Genomic DNA, 18,121 nt, shown 5'->3' on the forward strand with positions numbered 1-18,121 from the left:
TCAGACCTCCAGACGGGCGGCGTCGAGGACGGCGCCGGAGCGGACGAGTTCTTCGGCGGCCGCGATCTCGGGCGCCAGGTGGCGGTCGGGGCCGGGGCCCGCGACCTTCGTGCGGAGCAGGTCGCGCACCGCGCCGGTGACCGGCGACGGCGCCAGCGGCGCGCGGAAGTCCAGGGCCCGGGCCGCCGTCAGCAGCTCGATGGCCAGGACGGTGGTCAGGCCGTCGACGGCCTTGCGCAGCTTCCGCGCGGCCGACCAGCCCATGGAGACGTGGTCCTCCTGCATGGCGCTGCTCGGGATGGAGTCGACCGACGCCGGGACGGCGAGCCGCTTGAGCTCGCTGACCACGGCGGCCTGCGTGTACTGGGCGATCATGTGGCCGGAGTCGACGCCGGGGTCGTCGGCGAGGAACGGCGGCAGGCCGTGCGAGCGCGCCTTGTCGAGCATCCGGTCGGTGCGGCGCTCGGCGATGCTGGCGACGTCGGCGATCGGGATGGCCAGGAAGTCCAGCACGTAGGCGACGGGCGCGCCGTGGAAGTTGCCGTTGGACTCGACGCGGCCGTCGGCGAGGACGACCGGATTGTCCACAGCGGACATCAGCTCGCGCTCGCCGACGAGCTCGGCGTGGGCGAGGCTGTCGCGGGCGGCGCCGTGGACCTGCGGGGCGCAGCGCAGCGAGTAGGCGTCCTGGACGCGGTTGCAGTCCGGGCCGCGATGGCTCTCGACGATCTTCGAGCCCTGCAGCGCCTGCCACATCCGGGCCGCGGACTTCGCCTGGCCGGGGTGCGGGCGCAGGGCCTGGAGGTCGGCGGCGAACGCGCGGTCGGTGCCGAGGAGGGCTTCGACGCTCATCGCGGCGGTGAGGTCGGCGATGTCGAACAGCCGGTGCAGGTCGGCGGCGGCGAGCAGGAGCATGCCGAGCATGCCGTCGGTGCCGTTGGTGAGCGCGAGGCCCTCCTTCTCGGCGAGGACGACCGGCTCGATCCCGGCCTGCTTCAGCGCTTCTTCCGCTTTCACGACTTCGCCGCGGTACGTCACTTCGCCCTCGCCCATGAGCGCGAGCGCGACGGCCGCCAGGGGCGCGAGGTCGCCGGAGCAGCCGAGCGAGCCGTACTCGTGGACGATCGGGGTGATGTCGGCGTTGAGCAGGGCCGCAAGCGTTTGCGCGGTGCCCGGCCGGACGCCGGTGTAGCCGCTGGCGAGGGTCCGCAGCCGCAGCAGCATCAGCGCGCGGACGACCTCGGGCTCGACGGCGGGCCCGGCGCCGGCGGCGTGCGAGCGGATCAGGCTGCGCTGCAGCGCGGTCCGGCTCTCGACCGGGATGTGACGGGTGGCGAGCGCGCCGAAGCCGGTCGAGACGCCATAGGTCGGCGTGACGGCGTGGGCGAGGTTCTCGATGTGCTGGCGGGTCGCGGCGAGGTTCTTCTCGGCCGCGTCCGTGAGCCCGACGGGCGCGTGGCCACGGACGACGTCGACGACCTGGGCGGCGGTCAGTGGTTCCGGGCCCAGGAGCACTTTTTCCGGCATGGGCTCATTGCACCCCTTCGGAACCGCTGGTGGGATGCCCCACGGAGTGGTTCTGTCTGGTATTCCAGACACCCGGGTACCCTTATGCGCCCCAATGTGGCGTTGGTTGCGTCCAACGCACCCAATGTGGCGTTCGGTGCGTTGGACGCACCGAACGCCACATTGGGGCGCATGAGGAGGTGAGCGTGGGCGAAAGCAGCGAGGTGCCGGCACTGCGCCGCGGCCTGGCGGTGCTGCGCCTGCTGGCGACCCGGCCAGGCCCGGTCACCGCGGCGGCCATCGCCCGGGAGGCGGGCCTCCCCCGCTCGACCACGTACCACCTGCTCAACGAGCTGGAAGCGGCCGGTTTCGTGGTGCACCTGCCCGCGGAACGCCGCTACGGCCTTGGCATCGCGGCGTTCGAGCTGGGCTCGGCCTACCTGCGCCACGACCCCCTGGAGCGCCTGGCCGGGCCGTTGCTGCGCAAGCTCGTCGACCGCGTCGGGCACACCGCCCACCTCGGCGTCCTGCACGGCAACGAGTCCCTGTACTTGATCAAGGAGCGCCCGGCCCGCCCGGAGACGCTGGTGACGGAGGTCGGCGTCCGGCTGCCGGCCCAGCTGACCGCGTCCGGCCGGGCGATCCTGCGGCACCTGCCCGCCCCCCACGTCCGCGCGCTGTTCCCCGCGGCGTCGGCGTTCGTGCTCCGCACCGGCCGCGGCCCGCGCACGCTGGCCGAGCTGCGCCGCACCCTCACCGCGGAACGCCGCCTCGGCTGGTCGGTCGAGGACGGCCACGTCACGGCCGGCTTCGCCTCGGTGGCCTGCCCGGTCTTCGACCACGGCGCCCGCCCGCTGGCCGCGATCAGCGTCACCCTGCGCCACCACTGCACGGCCGAGCCGTGCCTCCAGACGTGGCCGGACCTCGCCGCCGCCGTCGCCGCGACGGCAGCCGAGCTGACCACCCGGATCGGCGGCCACCCGGCCTGACGCGCTGCGGCGAACGGGGCAACTGTCACCGAACGGCTCGATTCCACTCCGGTGGGTGATTACCGTGGTGGGGCTGCGGTTTCGAGGGGCCCCGATGGATGACGCACGCGTGGACAGGGTCGGTTTCGGCGCGGTGCTCGCCGTCGCCGAGTTCCGGGCGATGTGGGGCGCCGAACTGCTGTCCGTGTGTGGTGACCAGCTCGCCCGGGTCGCGCTCGCGGTGCTGGTCTTCCAGCAGACTTCCTCGGCCGCGCTGACCGGCCTGACCTACGCCCTGACGTACGTGCCTTCGCTGCTCGGCGGCATCCTGCTGGCCGGTGCGGGCGACCGGTGGCCGCGCCGGGACGTCATGGTCGCGACCGACCTGGCGCGGGCCGCGCTGGTCGCCGTCATCGCGGTTCCCGGTGTCCCGCTGTGGGTGCTGTGCGTGCTGGTCGCGGTGCTGACGGCGCTCGGCGGGCCGTTCAAGGCGGCGCAGCAGGCGCTGTTGCCGTCGGTTCTCGACGGCGAGCGCTACCTCGTCGGGATGGCCCTGCGGAACGTGACGATCCAGGGCACGCAGCTGGCCGGGTTCGCCGGCGGCGGCGTGCTGATCGCCGCGCTCGCGCCGTCCGCGGCGCTGGCGCTGGACGCGGTGACGTTCCTGCTCTCGGCGGTGTTCCTGGTGACCGGCGTCCGGCGGCGGGCGGCGATCGCGCAGGCGGTCCGGCCCGCCTGGCCGGCCACGACCGGCGCGGGTCTCCGGCTGATCTGGCGCGACCCGGCGCTGCGGACGCTGGTGGCGCTCAACTGGCTGGCCGGGTTCTACGTCGTGCCGGAGGCGCTGGCCGCGCCGTACGCGGCGGGTATCGGCGCGGGCGCGACGCTGGTGGGGCTGCTGATGGCGGCGGATCCGGCGGGCAGCGTGCTCGGCGGCGTCGTGTTCGGCAAGTGGATCCCGGAGCACCGCCAAGTCCGGGTGCTCGGGCTGCTCGGGATCGCGGCGGGCCTGCCGCTCGTGCTGTTCGCCTTCCGGCCGGGCCTGGTCGTGTCGGTGGTGCTGCTGGCGACGTCCGGACTGCTGGCGACCGGCTACAACATCACCGGCACGGTGTCGTTCATGCGGCGGGTGCCGGACGAGCACCGCGCGCAGTGCGCCGGCGTCAACTCGGCGGGCCTGATCACGGTGCAGGGGGTCGGCGCGGCCGCGGCGGGTGCGCTGGCCGACGTGCTGGGCCCGGCGCACACCGTCGCGGCGGCCGGGGCGGCGGGTGCCGCCGTGGCCGTGCCGATCGCGAGGGCGTGGCGCCGGGTCGGGTGGGAGGATCGTTGACCTCAGTTGTCGCGTCCGCACATGGTGCGCCTCCCTTCACCACGCCGAGCCGGACCGGCTCCGTCACCGGCCGGACACCATGAGTATGCGGACCGGGGGCGGGGTCCCGCGTACTGTGCCGCGTTTTCGTGACGTGCTCGTGGCACCGCGGCGCTGGGCACTCTGGCGCCAGGGTCCGCGGGTCATCGTCTACTGCCTGGCGAGCGAAGTGGTGGCGGTGGTGCTGACGCTGCGCCCGTCCCCGATCGCGGTGGACCGCCGGACGCTGGCGATCCTGGCGGTGCTGCTCGTGCTCGGGGTGGCGCAGTCGGAGACGGGCCGGCGGGTGGAACGCATCCGCCGTCGCGTTTCGGGGACACCGCACATCAACATGACGTCGGTGTGGACGTTCGCCGGCGTCCTGCTGCTGCCCCCGGTGCCGCTGGCGGTCCTGGTCGCCGGTTTGTACGCGCACCTGGCGGTCCGCAGCTGGTACCGCCTGCAGCGCGTCCCGGCCTCCCGGACGGTCAGCAACGCGGCGATCATCGTGCTGTCGTGTTACGCGGCCCAGTCGGTCCTGCGGCTTTCGGGCTTCGCCGACGTCCGTGCGGCCATGGCGCACGCCTGGCTCGGCACGCCGGCCATCGCGGCGGCGGGGGTGACGTTCTTCGCGGTGAACGCCCTGCTGGTGCTCCCGGCCCGCCGCGAGGTCGGCCGGACACCGGAGGCGTTGTTCGGCACGTGGTCGGACAACGGTCTCGAGGTGGCGACGCTGTGCCTGGGTGCGCTGAACGCCGTGGCCATGGCGACGTTGCCGGGCCTGGTGGCGCTGGTGTTCCCGCCGTTGCTGCTGTTGCACCGGACGGTGCTGGTGAAGCAGCTGGAAGTGGCGGCCCACCGCGACGAGAAGACGGGGCTGTACAACACGAGCGGCTGGCACGCCCTGGCGGAGCGCACGCTCGCGGCGACCGCCCGCCAGCGCGGCACGTTCGGCCTGCTGATGCTGGACCTGGACCACTTCAAGCAGGTGAACGACACGTACGGTCACCTGGCGGGCGACACTGTCCTGAAGGCGGTGGCCCAGTCGATCATCTCGGCGGTCCGGGGCCGAGGTGACGCCGTGGGCCGCTTCGGCGGCGAGGAGTTCGTGGTGCTGTTGCCGGGGATCACGCAGCCGGACATCGGCGCGGTGGCCGAGCGAATCCGCCGGGCGATCAGCGCCTTGCAGGTGCCGGCGGGCCAGTTGTCGGTCACGGGCCTGTCGGTCTCGATCGGCATAGCCGTCTACCCGACGGCGGGCACGTCATTGCAGCGTCTGCTGGACGCGGCGGATACGGCGCTGTACCACGCGAAGGCGACGGGCCGGAACAAGGTGGTCCACGTGGCGGACCTGGTGTGAGTGCCTCAGGCGGTCTTGTGCCGCCGCCGGCCGGCATCGAGCCCGAGCATGGCGAGCAGTTCGGCACATTCCCGCGAGTCGGAGGAGTGCCCGGCAACGGTCAGCACGGCCCGATCGTTCTGTTCACCAAGCCGAACGGCCTCTTCAGCCCGGATGACACCCATCCGGCTGTCTTCGTCGTTGGCAAGGGAGCTGCCACTGCGTCGGGCCCAGGTCATCTGGCCACCTACTTCCGGCCCCTGCGGAGCCATGGTCGGACCCCCAGCATGACACTAACGAAAATTTCACCCACAAGTGGCCCCCGCCACACCGCCCCGAGCAGGCTGACCCCGAACGGGAGCGCCCCACCCAACGCGACCACACCCGGGGGTCCAGGGGGCGGAGCCCCCTGGCGGGGGTTTGGGGGTCCGACCCCCAAAAGACACGACAGAACGAAGGAAAGGCCCAGCCCCGAAGGGGCGTGGGCCTTTCCGCGAAGTGCCGTGGAGGTGCCGGGAATTGAACCCGGGTCCTCTGGCGTATCAACAGGGCTTCTCCGTGCGCAGTCCGCTACGTCTCTGCTTGGCTCCCTCGGTCACGCGAACAAGCCGAGGTGACGAGCCCAGCCACTGTTTGCTTCACGACTGTTCCCCGTGGCCGGGACAGTCGCTGAGCCTCCTAGCTGATGCCGGTACCCGGGCCGGAGGCGAACCCGGGCCGACAGAGTCGCACTCGCTCAGGCGGCGAGGGCGAACTCGCGCTGACTGGAGTCGGCGCTTATTTGGTTGCGATGACGCTTACGGTGGTCTCTCGCCTGCACCGGCACGCTTCTCCTGAATCAACGTCCAAAGTCGAAACCGTTCACCCCCTTGTTGGGTCGTAGCCATCATAACGCCCGGCGCGACCGCTTTAGTCCCGGAGGGGTGGGGCCTGCCCTACCGCGGGGATGCCCGCTCGCACCATGTCGCCCACCTCGGCCGGCCGCGATGCTGGGAGGCGTCGAAAGGAGTGCGTCATGGTGAGCGAGAGGCGGGATCCGCCGTTCGGTGGTTCGGTGGTGTTCCTGCTGATGAACCTGCCGCTGGGGGTGCTGGCGTTCGGGTTCCTCACGGCCCTGGTCTCGGCGGGGGTGGGGACCGCCGTGGTGTGGGTCGGGGTGGGTTTGCTCGCCGTCGTCGTGCTCGGGGTGCGGGGGGCCGCGCGGCTGGAGCGGGCCCGGGTCTACGCGCTGCTGGACCGCTACATCGACCTCCCCTACCTGCCGCTGCCCGCCGGCAAGCAGTCCGCGCGGTGGAAGGGGCGGCTGAAGGACCCCGCTACCTGGCGGGACTTCGCCTACTTCGCCCTCCTCTTCCCGGTGGGCCTGGTCGAGTTCGTGCTCGTGACGACGTTCTGGTCGACGAGCCTCGCGCTCGTCTTCCTGCCCGTCTACTTCCGGTGGCTGCCGGGCGGCGAGTACCGCTTCCCGGACTGGGAGGTGCCGTGGCTGACCGTGGACTCCACCGTCGAAGCGCTACCGTGGGCGGCGGTGGGGGTGTTGTTCGTCGCGTTGTCGGTGGCGCTGACCAAGGCGCTGGCGGGGACGCACGCCCGGCTGGCGCACGCGCTGCTGGGGCCGACGGTGGGGCAGCGCCGCCGGATGGAGCGCTGGTGGGCCGAGGCGGAAGAGAAGAACCTGGTGGCGGGATGAGCGAGGGGCAACAGCTGGAACACCCGCGGCCGCACCCGGCTCGCACGATCCTCTACATGATCGTCAGCTTCGTCTTCCGGCTCGTGCAGTTCGTGCTGATCGTGGTCGGCATGGCGGTGGGCATCGCGACGGCGGTGATCTGGGTCGGGTTCCCGATCCTGCTGGCGACGACGAGTTTCGTCCGCTGGTCCGGCGACCGTGAACGCGGCTGGGCCGGCCGGTTGCTGAGCGTGCCGCTGCCGCCGGTGCAGCGGCGGCCGTACGCGGAGGGGCAGCCGCTGCTGCGCCGGTGGGTCACCCGGTTGAGCGACCCGACGACGTGGCGTGACCTCGCATACCTGATGGCGGCGTTCCCGCTGGCGTGCGTGGAGCTCGCGATCGCGCTGGCGTCGATCGTGCTGCTGCCGATGGCGATCTGGGTGACGCCGTGGCTGGGCTGGCTGCACGGCGAACTGGCGCTGGCGCTGCTCGGGCCGGATCGCACGAAGCGGCTGGAGCAGAAGGCCGAGCGGCTGCAGGCGTCCCGGGCGCGCGGGGTCGACGCGGCCGAAGCCGAACGCCGCCGCATCGAGCGTGACCTGCACGACGGCGCGCAGCAGCGGCTGGTGGCCGTCGCGATGAGCCTGGGGCGCGCGAAGTCGAAGTTCGACCAGGACCCGCAGGCGGTGCGGGAGCTGATCGACGAGGCGCACATGGACGCGAAGCTGGCCGTGTCGGAGCTGCGTGACCTGGCGCGCGGCATCTACCCGGCCGTCCTCGGCGACCGGGGGCTGGACGCGGCGCTGTCCGCGCAGGCGGCGAAGTCGCCGATCCCGGTCGACGTCTCGGTGGACGTGGACCCGCGCCCGCCGGCCGCGGTGGAGACGACGGCGTACTTCATCGTCGGCGAGACGCTGACGAACATCGCCAAGCACTCCGGGGCGACCGAAGCCGGCGTGAAGGTGTGGCGGACCGACGACCACGTCGTCGTCGAGATCACCGACAACGGCCACGGCGGCGCGGAGGTGCGTCCCGGCGGCGGGCTGGCCGGCCTGGCCGACCGCGCCGCGACGATCGACGGCGTCATCACCGTGGTGAGCCCCGTCGGCGGGCCGACCGTGATCCGGGCTGACCTGCCCTGCCAGTGGTGAATAGGCTGGACCCCGTTCATCCACGAGCTTGGGGGCCGGATGCGGGTAGTCATCGCCGAGGACGCCGTGCTGCTGCGGGCCGGGGTGACCCGCCTGCTCGCCGACGAGGGCATCGAGACGGCAGCGGCCGTCGACAACGGGGACGACCTCCTCGGCGCGATCAAGGAACACCGTCCTGACCTGGCGATCGTCGACGTCCGCATGCCGCCGACGTTCACCGACGAGGGCCTGCGCGCGGCGCTGGCGGCGCGCAAGGAGATCCCGGGCCTGCCGGTGCTGGTGCTGTCGCAGTACGTCGAGGAGTCGTACGCGGTCGAGTTGCTCTCCGGCGGCGCGGGCGGTGTGGGCTACCTGCTGAAGGAGCGCGTGGCGGACGTCGCGGACTTCCTGGACGCGGTCCGCCGCGTGGCGAACGGCGGCACGGCGATCGACCCGGACGTCATCGCCCAGCTGATGGCCCGCGGCCGCCGCAACCCCCTCGACGCGCTGACCGCCCGCGAATCCGAGGTCCTCGGCCTGATGGCGCAGGGCCTGTCCAACACGGCTATCGCGAATTCCCTGGTGGTTTCGCACGGCGCGGTGGAGAAGCACATCGGCAACATCTTCTCGAAGCTCGGGCTCGAAGCCAGCGCGGAGGAACACCGCCGCGTGCGTGCGGTGTTGACGTACCTGGGCCGCTGAGCAACAGCGCGTGACCGGAAGTCCCGTAGGGTGGACGCCGAGTCACCCGTTCCGCGGGCGGCACCGGTGTGAGCGCTCACCTACCATGAGCGGACCCGTCGAGAGGAGCGCGCAGATGTCCGACGAGACCCGCTGCGTCCGTTTCTTCGGCGGCCCGCTCGACGGCCGCGTCCAGGAGCTCGGGGACGCCGAACCGGTGCCCGGCACGGTCATCCGGCACATCCACCTCCACGGCGGCCCGAAGATCGAGACCCGCTACGAGCTCGGCCTCACCGAACACGGCTGGGAGTACCGCCTGGCCGCGACGCAGCACGAGCCCGAACCCGAGCCGGACGGCCTGCGCTAGTAGGGAGAACCCCCGTATCCACCGGGGGTGAACAGGACCCCGAAGACGCCGGTCAGCACCGCTGTTTTCCCCGGTCGAAGCGACCAAGCTGATCAGCATGCACACGAGCCGGGACAGGTTTCTCGACGTCGTCCGGGCGGGGGCCATCCTCGCCGTCATCGCCCAGCACTGGACCATGCCGGTGCTCTCCTACTCCGACGGGCACCTCGCCACCGGCAACGCCCTCGCGACGCCGGGCTGGTGGATCGTCACGTGGCTCAGCCAGGTCATGCCCTTGGTCTTCTTCGCCGGCGGCGCGGCGAACCTGATCTCGTTCCGCCGCGCGGCGTCCACCCGGCTGTGGCTCGCCGGGCGCATCAAGCGCCTGATGGTGCCGGTGCTGCCGCTGCTGGCGGTCTGGCTGGTCGTGCCGGACTTCCTGCGCGGCCTGGGCGTCCCGCCGCAACCGCTGCAGGTCGCCAGTGCGATCGCCGCGCAGCTGCTGTGGTTCCTCGCGGTGTACGTGCTCGTCGTGCTGCTGACACCGCTCATGGTCGCCGCGCACCGGCGCTGGGGCCTGAAAGTGCCGCTCGCCATGGGCGCGGCGGGCATCCTCGTCGACGTCGCCCGCTTCAACGACCTCGGCTACATCGGTTACGCCAACGCGATCTTCGTCTGGGTGGCGGTGCACCAGCTCGGTTTCCACTACGTCGAAGGCCGCCTCGGCTCGCTGACCCGCCGCGGCGCGCTGGCGCTGTCCGCCGCCGGGTTCGGCGTCACCGCGCTGATGGTCGCGTTCGGGCCGTACCCGGCCAGCATGATCGGCATGCCGGGCGCGCCGGTGTCGAACATGAGCCCGCCGACCGTGCTGCTCGCGTTCCTCGCCGTCGGCCAGGTCGGCCTGCTGCTCGCCTTCCGCCCGCAGCTCAACGCGCTCGCCGCCCGTCCCGGCGTCGGCGACGCCCTCGGCTGGCTCGGCGCGCGGTTCATGAGCGTCTACCTCTGGCACATGCCGGCGCTGATTGTCGTGGCGGGCGTGACCGTGTACGGACTGGGTTACCAGACCCCGGCACCGGGCACGGTGTTCTGGCTGGTCATGGCGCCCGGCTGGTTCGCGGCGTGCGGGCTCGTGCTGCTGGGACTGCTGCGGCTGTTCGCCCACTTCGAGGTGCAGCGCGACACCGGCGCACTCACCGTCCGGACGCCGCAGCTGGTCGTGGCCGGGCTCATGGTGTCGGGTGGCCTGCTCGGCCTGGCGGCGCACGGGTTCGCCCCGCTCTCGGACGGCATCGCCCGCGGCCCGGTGCCGTGGGTGCTGCTGGCAACGGCCGGGTTCCTCCTGGCGGGCAAGCAGATCCCGGTGGCCGACCTGCTCGGCCGCGCGGTCGCCGTCAGCGAACGAGCTGTGCTCAAGCGCTGAGCAGGCGTGACGGCGTGTCGTGCAGCACGGCCCGCAGGAACGGCTCGCCCAGGCGATCGTCGGCTGCCGCCCAGCCGGCGATCGCCTGCAGCTGCGTCGCGTACGGGTACGGGATGTTCGGGAAGTCCGTGCCGAGCACGACGCGGTCGGCGTACGCGGCCAGCCGGGCGGTCCAGTCCGGCGGCAGCGGCGCCATCGCCTCGGCGAACGGCACCCCGACCATCGTGGTGTCCAGGTGCACCCGCGGGTACTTCGCCAGCAGGTCGAACGCCGTCCCGAACTCCGGCATCGCCGCGTGCGCGAGCACCGCCGTCAGCTTCGGGTGCCGCGCCAGGACTTCTTCGAAGACCGACAACCCGGTGAAGTCGCCCCGCAACGGACCGTGTCCACAGTGGACGACGACCGGGACGCCGGCGTCGGCCAGCGCGCCCCACACCGGGGTCAGCTGCGCGTCACGCGGGTCGTACGCGCCCACCTGCACGTGCGCCTTGAACACCCGGGCGCCGGCCCGCAGGGCACCGTCCACAGCGGACCCGGCGCCGGGCTCGGGGTAGAACGTGCCGGTCGGCACCGCGGCCGGCACGCGCGAAGCGAATTCGAGCGCCCACTCGGTCAGCCACTGCGCCATCCCCGGCTTGTGCGGGTAGACCAGCGGCGCGAAGCGGGTGACACCGAGCGAACGCAGTGTCGCGAGCCGCTCTTCTTCGGACGTGCGGTAGAACACCGGCCACTCGGTGCCGTAGTGCGCCGAAGCCCGGTCGAAGTACGCCCAGACCTTGTCCAGCACCGGCTTCGGCAGGAAGTGGACGTGCAGGTCGACCAGGCCCGGCAGCCCCAGCGACGCCGTCCAGCCGGCGACGTCGGCATCGGAGGCCGGGCCGGGCGTCACTCCGTGAACCGGCCCTTGAGCGCGCGGCCCATGGCCTTCCTGATGTCGCGCTCCGCGTCGCGCTTGGCGAGCGTCTGCCGCTTGTCGTAGGCCTTCTTGCCCTGGGCCAGCGCGATCTCGACCTTGACCTTGCCGTCCTTGAAGTACATCGACAGCGGCACCAGGGAGAGCCCGCTCTCCTTGGTCTTGCCGATGAGCTTCTCGATCTCGCGCCGGTGCAGCAGCAGCTTCCGGGTGCGCCGCGGCATGTGGTTGGTCCACGTGCCCTGCGTGTACTCCGGGATGTGCACGTTGCGCAGCCACACTTCGCCGTCGTCGACCGTCGCGAACGCGTCCGCCAGCGACGCCTTGCCCTCGCGCAGGCTCTTGACCTCGGTGCCGACGAGCACGAGACCGCACTCGTAGGTGTCGAGGATGGAGTAATCGTGCCGCGCCTTGCGGTTCGACACGATCACCTTCTGGCCACGTTCCTTGGGCATACGACCACTCTACGTGATTCCGACAGTGACAAGCAGCCGGTTAAATCTAGTGCCGGACGTACAGCCGCAGCGTGACGTACCCGGTGATGGCGGAGATCAGCACGGACACCCCGAGCAGGATCGGCGCGACCGGGAACAGCAGCTCCAGCGTGGTGATCTTCGGGAAGACGTCGCCGGTGAACACCGAGTCGAGGAAGCTCACCTTGGTGAGCACCAGCATGACGATCCCGAGGACCGCACCGACCACGCCGGCGACCACCGCCTCCAGGAGGAACGGCAGCTGCGTGTACCACCGCGTCGCGCCCACCAGCCGCATGATGCCGACCTCGGTGCGCCGGGTGAACGCGGACACCTGGATCGTGTTGGCGATGAGCAGCAGCGCGGCGACGGCCATGATGAGCGCGGCGCCGAAGGCCATGTTGCGGACGCCGTTGAAGGCGTTGAAGACGCGGTCGAGGAACTTCTTCTGGTCGTCGACCTTCCGCACGCCCGGCTTGTTCGCGTACTCCTGCACGATCGCGTCGCTGCGGTCCGGGTCCTTCAGCTTCACGTGCAGCGACGCGGGCAGCGACTCGGGGCCGGTGAGCGCGATCAGTTCCGGCTGGCTCTCGAAGATCTTCTTGAACCGGTCGAAGGCCTGGTCGCGGTTCTCGAACACGACCGACTCGACACCGTTGTTGCTCTGCAGCGAAGTCCGCAGCGACTGGCACAGCGCCTGCGTGCAGTTCTTGTCGTTCGCGCTGATGTCGTCGGTGAGGTAGACCGAAACCTCGACGTCGGCGAGGAAGTTGGACTTCATCTTGTCGATGGTGCGCACGGCGAGGAGGCCGCCGCCGAGCATGGCGAGCGACACGGCCGTGGTCAGCATCATCGCGATGGTCATCGTGACGTTCCGGCGCAGGCCGGTGACTACCTCACTGAAGACGAAACTGGCGCGCATGGCGGGTGCAGGTCCTTGGGTTCGGGGGCGGCTGGGCGGAGCGGGGTGGTCAGCGGCCGATGCCGTAGACGCCGCGGGCGTCGTCGCGGATCACCCGGCCGAGCTGCAGCTCGACGACTCGGCGCCGCATGGAGTCCACGATGGAGTGATCGTGGGTGGCCATCAGGACGGTGGTGCCGGTGCGGTTGATCCGCTCCAGCAGCAGCATGATGTCCTGGCTGGTGTCGGGGTCCAGGTTCCCGGTCGGTTCGTCGGCGAGCAGCACCAGCGGGCGGTTCACGAACGCGCGCGCGATCGCGACGCGCTGCTGCTCACCACCGGAGAGCTCGTTGGGGAGCCGGTCCGCCTTGCCGTCGAGGCCGACGAGCTCCAGCACCTCGGGGACGACCTTCTTGATGGTCGGACCGGGCTTGCCGATGACCTCGAGGGCGAACGCCACGTTCTCCGCGACGGTCTTGTTCGCCAGCAGGCGGAAGTCCTGGAAGACGCAGCCGATGGTCTGCCGCAGCCGGGGGACCCGGCGGCGGGCCAGCTTGGCGACGTCGAAGTTGGACACCATCACGCGGCCCTTGCTGGGCGTCTCTTCGCGCAGCAGCAGCCGGAGGAAGGTCGACTTCCCCGATCCCGAGGGACCGATGAGGAAGACGAACTCACCCTTTTCGATGTCGACGGACACCCGCTCGAGCGCGGGCCGCGTCGAGGTCTTGTAGACCTTGGAAACCTCTTCGAGCCGGATCACGATTCGGCATACTACCCACCGGTCTCGTGAAGCCCCGGTTGCCCGGTCCACCCGGGTGGAGCAGCGGGTGTTTGCGTACGGTGAGCGGTCGGGCAAACACCCGCTGCGCCGATCAGACGGTGGCGCTCTGCTTCCGCCAGCGGATACCGGCGTCGAGGAAGCCGTCGATGTCGCCGTCGAGCACCGCGGTCGGGTTGCCGACCTCGAACTCGGTCCGCAGGTCCTTCACCATCTGGTACGGGTGCAGCACGTAGGAGCGCATCTGGTTGCCCCAGCTGGAGCCGCCGTCCTTGAGCGCGTCCATCTCCTTGCGCTCTTCTTCCTTTTTCCGCTGCAGCAGCCGCGCCTGGAGGACCTTCATCGCGGCCGCCTTGTTCTGCAGCTGCGACTTCTCGTTCTGGCAGGAGACGACGATGTTCGTCGGGATGTGCGTGATGCGCACCGCGGAGTCGGTCGTGTTCACGCTCTGCCCACCGGGGCCCGACGAGCGGTAGACGTCGACCCGGATGTCCTTCTCCGGGATGTCGACGTGGTCGACCTCTTCGACCTCGGGCAGCACCTCGACGTGCGCGAACGACGTCTGGCGGCGGCTCTGGTTGTCGAACGGCGAGATCCGGACGAGCCGGTGGGTGCCCTGCTCGACGGAGAGGGTGCCGTAGACGTAGGGGGCGCTGACCTTGAACGTCGCCGACTTGATGCCCGCCTCTTCGGCGTAGGAGATGTCGTAGACGTCGGTCGGGTAGCCGTGGCGCTCGGCCCAGCGCAGGTACATGCGCAGGAGCATCTCGGCGAAGTCGGCCGCGTCGACGCCGCCGGCCTCGGAGCGGATGGTGACGACGGCGTTGCGGTCGTCGTACTCGCCCGAGAGCAGCGTGCGGACCTCGAGGCCGTCGATGGCCTTGCCGAGGTCGGCGAGCTCGGTTTCGGCCTCGCCCATGCTGCCGGAGTCGCCTTCGGCCTCGGCGAGCTCGTACAGCACGCCGAGGTCGTCGAGCCGCTGGCGCAGGTCGGAGACCCGGCGCAGCTCGCCCTGCCGGTGGGACAGCTGGCTGGTGACCTTCTGCGCCGCCTCCGGGTCGTCCCAGAGGGTTGGGCTGGAGGCCTGCTGCTCCAGGTCGGCCACCTGGGCACGCAGCGCATCCAGGTCCATCACCGACTCGATCTGCGTCAGCTTGCCGGTCAGGTCCCTCATTGCCGCGTCGAACTCATCGCTCACGTTTGTCAAGGTTACGGCAAAACCCACGACCGGTTGCGAGGACCGGTCGTGGGCGCGCGAACCTCAGGCCGCGGGGATGGCGTCGAGCAGCTTGAGCGCGGCCTTGGCCTGAGCCTGGGCGAACTCGGCGACGGCCTTCTCGTACGGCCCCTCGGCCGCCTTCGTGGCCGCCTTGGCGTCGTCGAGCTGCTGGCTGTAGCTCGAGCGCGCCGACTCGAGCAGCGTCTGGCGCTGCTTCGCCGTCAGCGAGCCCGCGTGCACGAGCCGCAGGATGAGCGGGCTGCGCAGGTGGTCGGGGCCGGCTTCGGAGGTCAGCCAGGCCTTGAAGGCCTTCTTGCCGGCGGCGGTGATCAGGTACTGCTGGCTGGAGCGCGGGCCCTGCTTGCCGAGCCGGACGAGGCCTTCCTTGGACAGCGCCGGGAGCTCCCGGTACACCTGGCTGCGGGTGACGCTGAAGAAGGCACCGAACCGCTCTCCGGCTCCGGCGACGAGCTGCCCGCCGGTGGCGGGACCGTCGTGGAGCAGACCGAGCAGGGCGGCGGCTGTTGCATTCAATTCGGACACGCCTCCTAGATTCCCACTTATCGGCCGCTGTGTCCACAGTGGTCAGCGGATCTGTCCATTGTGGCTAGTGAGATCCCCTCGTTCGGCCCAATGCGACCAGGTCCACTGTGGACCTGAATACGCTCTGCAACCGCTCCCAGGTTTTTTTGGTCCAACCAGACGCACCCAGGCCGCCCCGGCAACCTCCAGGCAGGTGAGTTCGCCGGCCGGCACTCCCCGGCTTGGCGCACCGCGGACACACACCGCAACCACCCACACCGGACGCCCACATCGCGAGATTCGTAGCGAGAGGCGACCACCACGGGGGATCCAAGGGGGCGGAGCCCCCCTTGGCGGGGGTTTGGGGGTCCGACCCCCAATACAATGCGAAAGAGGCGTGTGCGAACGCTTTCCGTTCGCACACGCCTCTTACCTCTGTAGCGGGGACAGGATTTGAACCTGCGACCTCTGGGTTATGAGCCCAGCGAGCTACCGAGCTGCTCCACCCCGCGCCGTTGTGGTACTTGAATAGATTACATGGGGTCGCCAAGGGCTTTACACCGGGGGTCCAAAAGCACTCTGACCAGCCGTTACGCCGTCTCCAGCCACTGGCGGGCTCCACTGAGGACCATGGCGAGCCCGTCCTCGAACCGCGCGTCGGCGTCGCCCAGCACCGCCTCCCCGGCGGACTCCCGGTACCGCTCGTCGAACTCGCCGGGCATGGGCCGCACGGCCTGCTCCTCGATGACGTACCCGACGACGAAGCAGTAGACGGTGAAGGTGGCCCGGCCGGCCAGCCGTTCGTCGAGCCCGGCCTCGATGCTCCGGCGCAGCGGATGCTCCCCGACGAGACTGGTGTCACCCAGGTACGTACCAGCGAAAACCTTGCCGCCGTCCCGGTAGGCGAGCATCATCCGCCGCAGCGCACGGGCACTGTGGGCCACACCCTCCCACTCCCCCAGCGACGCCGGCGGCCGCCGATCGCCGGCGGAGTCCCGGTACATCTGCGTGGCCATCTCGTCGAGCAACTCCTGCTTGTTCTTCATGTGCCAGTACAGCGCGGGCGCCTTCACGCCGAGGTCGCCGGCGATCAGCCGCAGCGTGAGCCCGTTGAGGCCCACTTCGTTAAGCAACTTGAGCCCGGACCGAGCAATGTTCTCCCTGGTCAGAGCCATCTTTGCGCTACTCCTCACGATCACCGCTTGACAATTTAACGATGTTAAGGCCATCCTCGGGTCAGGTCAATTTAACGTTGTTAAGGAGCTGGGGATGCGGAAGATGACGACCGAGGTGGTGGTGGCCGGCGCGGGCCCGACGGGTCTGATGCTGGCGAACGAGCTGGCACTGGCCGGAGTGGACACCTCGGTGCTCGAGCGGATGCACGAGCGAACGGGCCTGTCGAAGGCTCTGAACCTCCAGCCGCGCACGGCGGAAGTGCTGGATCTGCGGGGTTTGCTGCCGCGCGCGAAGGACCGCTCGTTCGCGACTGTCGCGGACGGACACTTCGCGGTGATCCCGGTGTGCTACGCGGGCTGGGACACCCGCCACCCGTACCAGCTGGGCATCCCGCAGGCGGAGGTGGAGGCGGCGCTGGAGGAGCGCCTGGCGGAGCAGGGCGTGCGGGTGAGGCGAGGCCACGAGCTGACGTCGTTCACGCAGGACGCGGACGGCGTCACGATCACGGCGGGAGAGCTGCAGATCCGAGCGAAGTACCTGGTGGCGTGCGACGGCGGCCGCAGCACGATCCGCAAGGCCCTGAACATGCGCTTCGAGGGCATCGAAGGCCAGGGCCACGGCGTGGCAGCGGACGTCCGGTTCAAGCGAACACCCCCGGGAGTGCCCACGCAGTGGCGTTCGACGACGAACATGGTGACGTCACAGAGCCCGGGCAAGTTCATCGGAGTGATCCCCTTGAACGAGCCGAACCTGTACCGCATCAGCTTCGGAGACCGCCTGAACCGCCCCGAAAACCTCCGAGCAAAGGCGACAGACAACGAAGTCCGCGACGCGGTCACCGAACGCTTCGGCCCCGAAGCGGAGATCGAAGAGATCCGCTGGGCATCCCGCTTCTCCGACGACAGCCGTCTGGCCGAGCACTACCGGGTAGGCCGTATCTTCCTGGCCGGCGACGCGGCCCACACCCACTTCCCGGCAGGAGGCCAGGGCCTGAACCTGGGAATCCAGGACGCAATGAACCTGGGCTGGAAGCTGGCAGCGACGCTCCACAACCACGCAGCCCCGAATCTCCTGGACACCTACGAAGCGGAGCGCCGCCCAGTAGCCCAAAAGGTCCTGGACAACGTAGCGGCCCAGAACGCCCTGATCCCCACAACCCCAAACCAGCGAGCGCTAAGAGCCCTCTTCCGAGACCTGACAGCCCTCCCCGAGGTCCAGCACCACCTGTCCGGAATGATCTCAGGCCTCGCCATCACCTACAAAACAGAGGATCCCCACCCAGCAGCAGGCACCCGCCTCCCGGACCTACTGCTACCCAACGGAGACCACGCAAGCTCCTTGTTCCACAAGGGAAAGTGGGTCCTCCTGACAAAAACCCCAGAAGCCCAACCACACACAGAGGTAGTCGTAGCAGAGCTCCCAGAACTCCCCTGGCCAGAAATCACAAGGGTCTTGATCCGCCCAGACGGCTACGTGGCAAACACAACAGGAGAAACAAAAACCTGGCTGACATGACAACGCAACCAGACACCGGGGGGTCCAGGGGCGGCGAAGCCCCCCTGGCGGGGGTCTGGGGGTTCGACCCCCAGGACAAATGCGAAGGAGGCGTGGTTCGCGCCCTCCGCGAACACACGCCTCCTACCTCTGTAGCGGGGACAGGATTTGAACCTGCGACCTCTGGGTTATGAGCCCAGCGAGCTACCGAGCTGCTCCACCCCGCGTTGTGGCT

18 protein-coding genes, 2 tRNA genes and 1 other RNA gene are annotated in these 18,121 nt (G+C 70.2%); 9 read left to right on the forward strand and 12 right to left on the reverse strand.

What is annotated here, in order from left to right:
* Positions 1–1,527, reverse strand: coding sequence for a histidine ammonia-lyase (hutH, locus tag BLW76_RS02310; protein WP_091304201.1), 1,527 nt, complete (start codon positions 1,525–1,527; stop codon positions 1–3).
* A 185-nt stretch (positions 1,528–1,712) separates the two neighbouring features.
* On the opposite strand from hutH, the gene BLW76_RS02315 reads away from it, so the two are divergent.
* The 3 genes from BLW76_RS02315 (at position 1,713) to BLW76_RS02325 (ending at position 5,185) form a co-directional block, all read left to right on the forward strand.
* Positions 1,713–2,495 carry an IclR family transcriptional regulator gene (locus tag BLW76_RS02315; RefSeq protein WP_091304202.1) on the forward strand — a complete coding sequence of 261 codons (783 nt, stop codon included), beginning with the start codon at positions 1,713–1,715 and terminating at the stop codon, positions 2,493–2,495.
* Positions 2,496–2,589: 94 nt separating this feature from the next.
* The gene (locus tag BLW76_RS02320) at positions 2,590–3,807 is read left to right on the forward strand and encodes an MFS transporter (protein ID WP_208613190.1); all 1,218 of its coding nucleotides are present in this window, start codon (positions 2,590–2,592) and stop codon (positions 3,805–3,807) included.
* A gap of 139 nt (positions 3,808–3,946) precedes the next feature.
* Complete coding sequence (locus tag BLW76_RS02325; protein WP_091304723.1) at positions 3,947–5,185, forward strand: GGDEF domain-containing protein; 1,239 nt, start codon at positions 3,947–3,949, stop codon at positions 5,183–5,185.
* A gap of 5 nt (positions 5,186–5,190) precedes the next feature.
* On the opposite strand, the gene BLW76_RS47560 is transcribed toward BLW76_RS02325, so the two are convergent.
* Entirely contained in the window at positions 5,191–5,403 is a 213-nt protein-coding gene (locus BLW76_RS47560; RefSeq protein WP_143060531.1) for a hypothetical protein, read from the reverse strand.
* Positions 5,404–5,665: 262 nt separating this feature from the next.
* Positions 5,666–6,033, reverse strand: a transfer-messenger RNA (tmRNA) gene (gene ssrA, locus BLW76_RS02330).
* 146 nt (positions 6,034–6,179) lie between these two features.
* On the opposite strand from ssrA, the gene BLW76_RS02335 reads away from it, so the two are divergent.
* From BLW76_RS02335 to BLW76_RS02355, 5 genes are all read left to right on the forward strand, one after another.
* A complete protein-coding gene (locus BLW76_RS02335; RefSeq protein ID WP_091304204.1) occupies positions 6,180–6,854 on the forward strand; it encodes a sensor domain-containing protein in 675 nt (224 codons plus the stop codon).
* Entirely contained in the window at positions 6,851–7,984 is a 1,134-nt protein-coding gene (locus BLW76_RS02340) for a sensor histidine kinase (protein ID WP_091304205.1), read from the forward strand. Before BLW76_RS02335 ends, BLW76_RS02340 begins: the two co-directional genes overlap by 4 nt.
* A gap of 39 nt (positions 7,985–8,023) precedes the next feature.
* Positions 8,024–8,665 (forward strand): response regulator transcription factor, encoded by a 642-nt coding sequence (locus tag BLW76_RS02345; RefSeq protein ID WP_086849331.1) that lies wholly within the window; start codon positions 8,024–8,026, stop codon positions 8,663–8,665.
* Between the two features lie 115 nt (positions 8,666–8,780).
* A complete protein-coding gene (locus BLW76_RS02350; RefSeq protein WP_091304206.1) occupies positions 8,781–9,011 on the forward strand; it encodes a hypothetical protein in 231 nt (76 codons plus the stop codon).
* 97 nt (positions 9,012–9,108) lie between these two features.
* Positions 9,109–10,410 carry an acyltransferase family protein gene (locus BLW76_RS02355; RefSeq protein WP_091304207.1) on the forward strand — a complete coding sequence of 434 codons (1,302 nt, stop codon included), beginning with the start codon at positions 9,109–9,111 and terminating at the stop codon, positions 10,408–10,410.
* On the opposite strand, the gene BLW76_RS02360 is transcribed toward BLW76_RS02355, so the two are convergent.
* From BLW76_RS02360 to BLW76_RS02395, 8 genes are all read right to left on the reverse strand, one after another.
* Positions 10,400–11,299: an amidohydrolase family protein gene (locus BLW76_RS02360; protein ID WP_091304208.1), complete on the reverse strand. Its 900-nt coding sequence runs from the start codon at positions 11,297–11,299 to the stop codon at positions 10,400–10,402. The genes BLW76_RS02355 and BLW76_RS02360 overlap by 11 nt on opposite strands.
* The gene (gene smpB / locus BLW76_RS02365; RefSeq protein WP_043776590.1) at positions 11,296–11,778 is read right to left on the reverse strand and encodes an SsrA-binding protein SmpB; all 483 of its coding nucleotides are present in this window, start codon (positions 11,776–11,778) and stop codon (positions 11,296–11,298) included. Before smpB ends, BLW76_RS02360 begins: the two co-directional genes overlap by 4 nt.
* A gap of 46 nt (positions 11,779–11,824) precedes the next feature.
* Entirely contained in the window at positions 11,825–12,718 is an 894-nt protein-coding gene (ftsX, locus tag BLW76_RS02370; RefSeq protein WP_091304209.1) for a permease-like cell division protein FtsX, read from the reverse strand.
* A 49-nt stretch (positions 12,719–12,767) separates the two neighbouring features.
* Positions 12,768–13,457, reverse strand: coding sequence for a cell division ATP-binding protein FtsE (ftsE, locus tag BLW76_RS02375; protein WP_003082104.1), 690 nt, complete (start codon positions 13,455–13,457; stop codon positions 12,768–12,770).
* Between the two features lie 112 nt (positions 13,458–13,569).
* Positions 13,570–14,673: a peptide chain release factor 2 gene (gene prfB / locus BLW76_RS02380; protein WP_143060532.1), complete on the reverse strand. Its 1,104-nt coding sequence runs from the start codon at positions 14,671–14,673 to the stop codon at positions 13,570–13,572.
* 63 nt (positions 14,674–14,736) lie between these two features.
* Positions 14,737–15,237: a PadR family transcriptional regulator gene (locus BLW76_RS02385; protein WP_091304211.1), complete on the reverse strand. Its 501-nt coding sequence runs from the start codon at positions 15,235–15,237 to the stop codon at positions 14,737–14,739.
* A 417-nt stretch (positions 15,238–15,654) separates the two neighbouring features.
* Positions 15,655–15,728 (reverse strand) — tRNA-Met (locus BLW76_RS02390).
* Positions 15,729–15,806: 78 nt separating this feature from the next.
* Positions 15,807–16,391 carry a TetR/AcrR family transcriptional regulator C-terminal domain-containing protein gene (locus BLW76_RS02395; RefSeq protein WP_091304212.1) on the reverse strand — a complete coding sequence of 195 codons (585 nt, stop codon included), beginning with the start codon at positions 16,389–16,391 and terminating at the stop codon, positions 15,807–15,809.
* 94 nt (positions 16,392–16,485) lie between these two features.
* Here BLW76_RS02395 and BLW76_RS02400 point away from each other — a divergent pair, with 94 nt between their 5' ends.
* Positions 16,486–17,907, forward strand: coding sequence for an FAD-dependent monooxygenase (locus BLW76_RS02400; RefSeq protein WP_091304213.1), 1,422 nt, complete (start codon positions 16,486–16,488; stop codon positions 17,905–17,907).
* Between the two features lie 132 nt (positions 17,908–18,039).
* On the opposite strand, the gene BLW76_RS02405 is transcribed toward BLW76_RS02400, so the two are convergent.
* A tRNA-Met gene (locus BLW76_RS02405) sits at positions 18,040–18,113 on the reverse strand.
* Positions 18,114–18,121: the final 8 nt, after the last annotated feature.

Source organism: Amycolatopsis tolypomycina, assembly GCF_900105945.1.
Taxonomy (GTDB): Bacteria; Actinomycetota; Actinomycetes; order Mycobacteriales; family Pseudonocardiaceae; genus Amycolatopsis; species Amycolatopsis tolypomycina.

What these genes read in the sequence shown, in the direction of transcription:
- BLW76_RS02350 (WP_091304206.1), top strand. Translation starts at nt 8,781, where the DNA reads ATGTCCGACGAGACCCGCTGCGTCCGTTTCTTCGGCGGCCCGCTCGAC.
- BLW76_RS02340 (WP_091304205.1), top strand. Translation starts at nt 6,851, where the DNA reads ATGAGCGAGGGGCAACAGCTGGAACACCCGCGGCCGCACCCGGCTCGC.
- BLW76_RS02320 (WP_208613190.1), top strand. Translation starts at nt 2,590, where the DNA reads ATGGATGACGCACGCGTGGACAGGGTCGGTTTCGGCGCGGTGCTCGCC.
- BLW76_RS02395 (WP_091304212.1), bottom strand. Translation starts at nt 16,391, where the DNA reads ATGGCTCTGACCAGGGAGAACATTGCTCGGTCCGGGCTCAAGTTGCTT.
- hutH (WP_091304201.1), bottom strand. Translation starts at nt 1,527, where the DNA reads ATGCCGGAAAAAGTGCTCCTGGGCCCGGAACCACTGACCGCCGCCCAG.
- smpB (WP_043776590.1), bottom strand. Translation starts at nt 11,778, where the DNA reads ATGCCCAAGGAACGTGGCCAGAAGGTGATCGTGTCGAACCGCAAGGCG.
- BLW76_RS02335 (WP_091304204.1), top strand. Translation starts at nt 6,180, where the DNA reads ATGGTGAGCGAGAGGCGGGATCCGCCGTTCGGTGGTTCGGTGGTGTTC.
- BLW76_RS47560 (WP_143060531.1), bottom strand. Translation starts at nt 5,403, where the DNA reads ATGACCTGGGCCCGACGCAGTGGCAGCTCCCTTGCCAACGACGAAGAC.
- BLW76_RS02345 (WP_086849331.1), top strand. Translation starts at nt 8,024, where the DNA reads ATGCGGGTAGTCATCGCCGAGGACGCCGTGCTGCTGCGGGCCGGGGTG.
- ftsX (WP_091304209.1), bottom strand. Translation starts at nt 12,718, where the DNA reads ATGCGCGCCAGTTTCGTCTTCAGTGAGGTAGTCACCGGCCTGCGCCGG.
- BLW76_RS02400 (WP_091304213.1), top strand. Translation starts at nt 16,486, where the DNA reads ATGCGGAAGATGACGACCGAGGTGGTGGTGGCCGGCGCGGGCCCGACG.
- BLW76_RS02355 (WP_091304207.1), top strand. Translation starts at nt 9,109, where the DNA reads ATGCACACGAGCCGGGACAGGTTTCTCGACGTCGTCCGGGCGGGGGCC.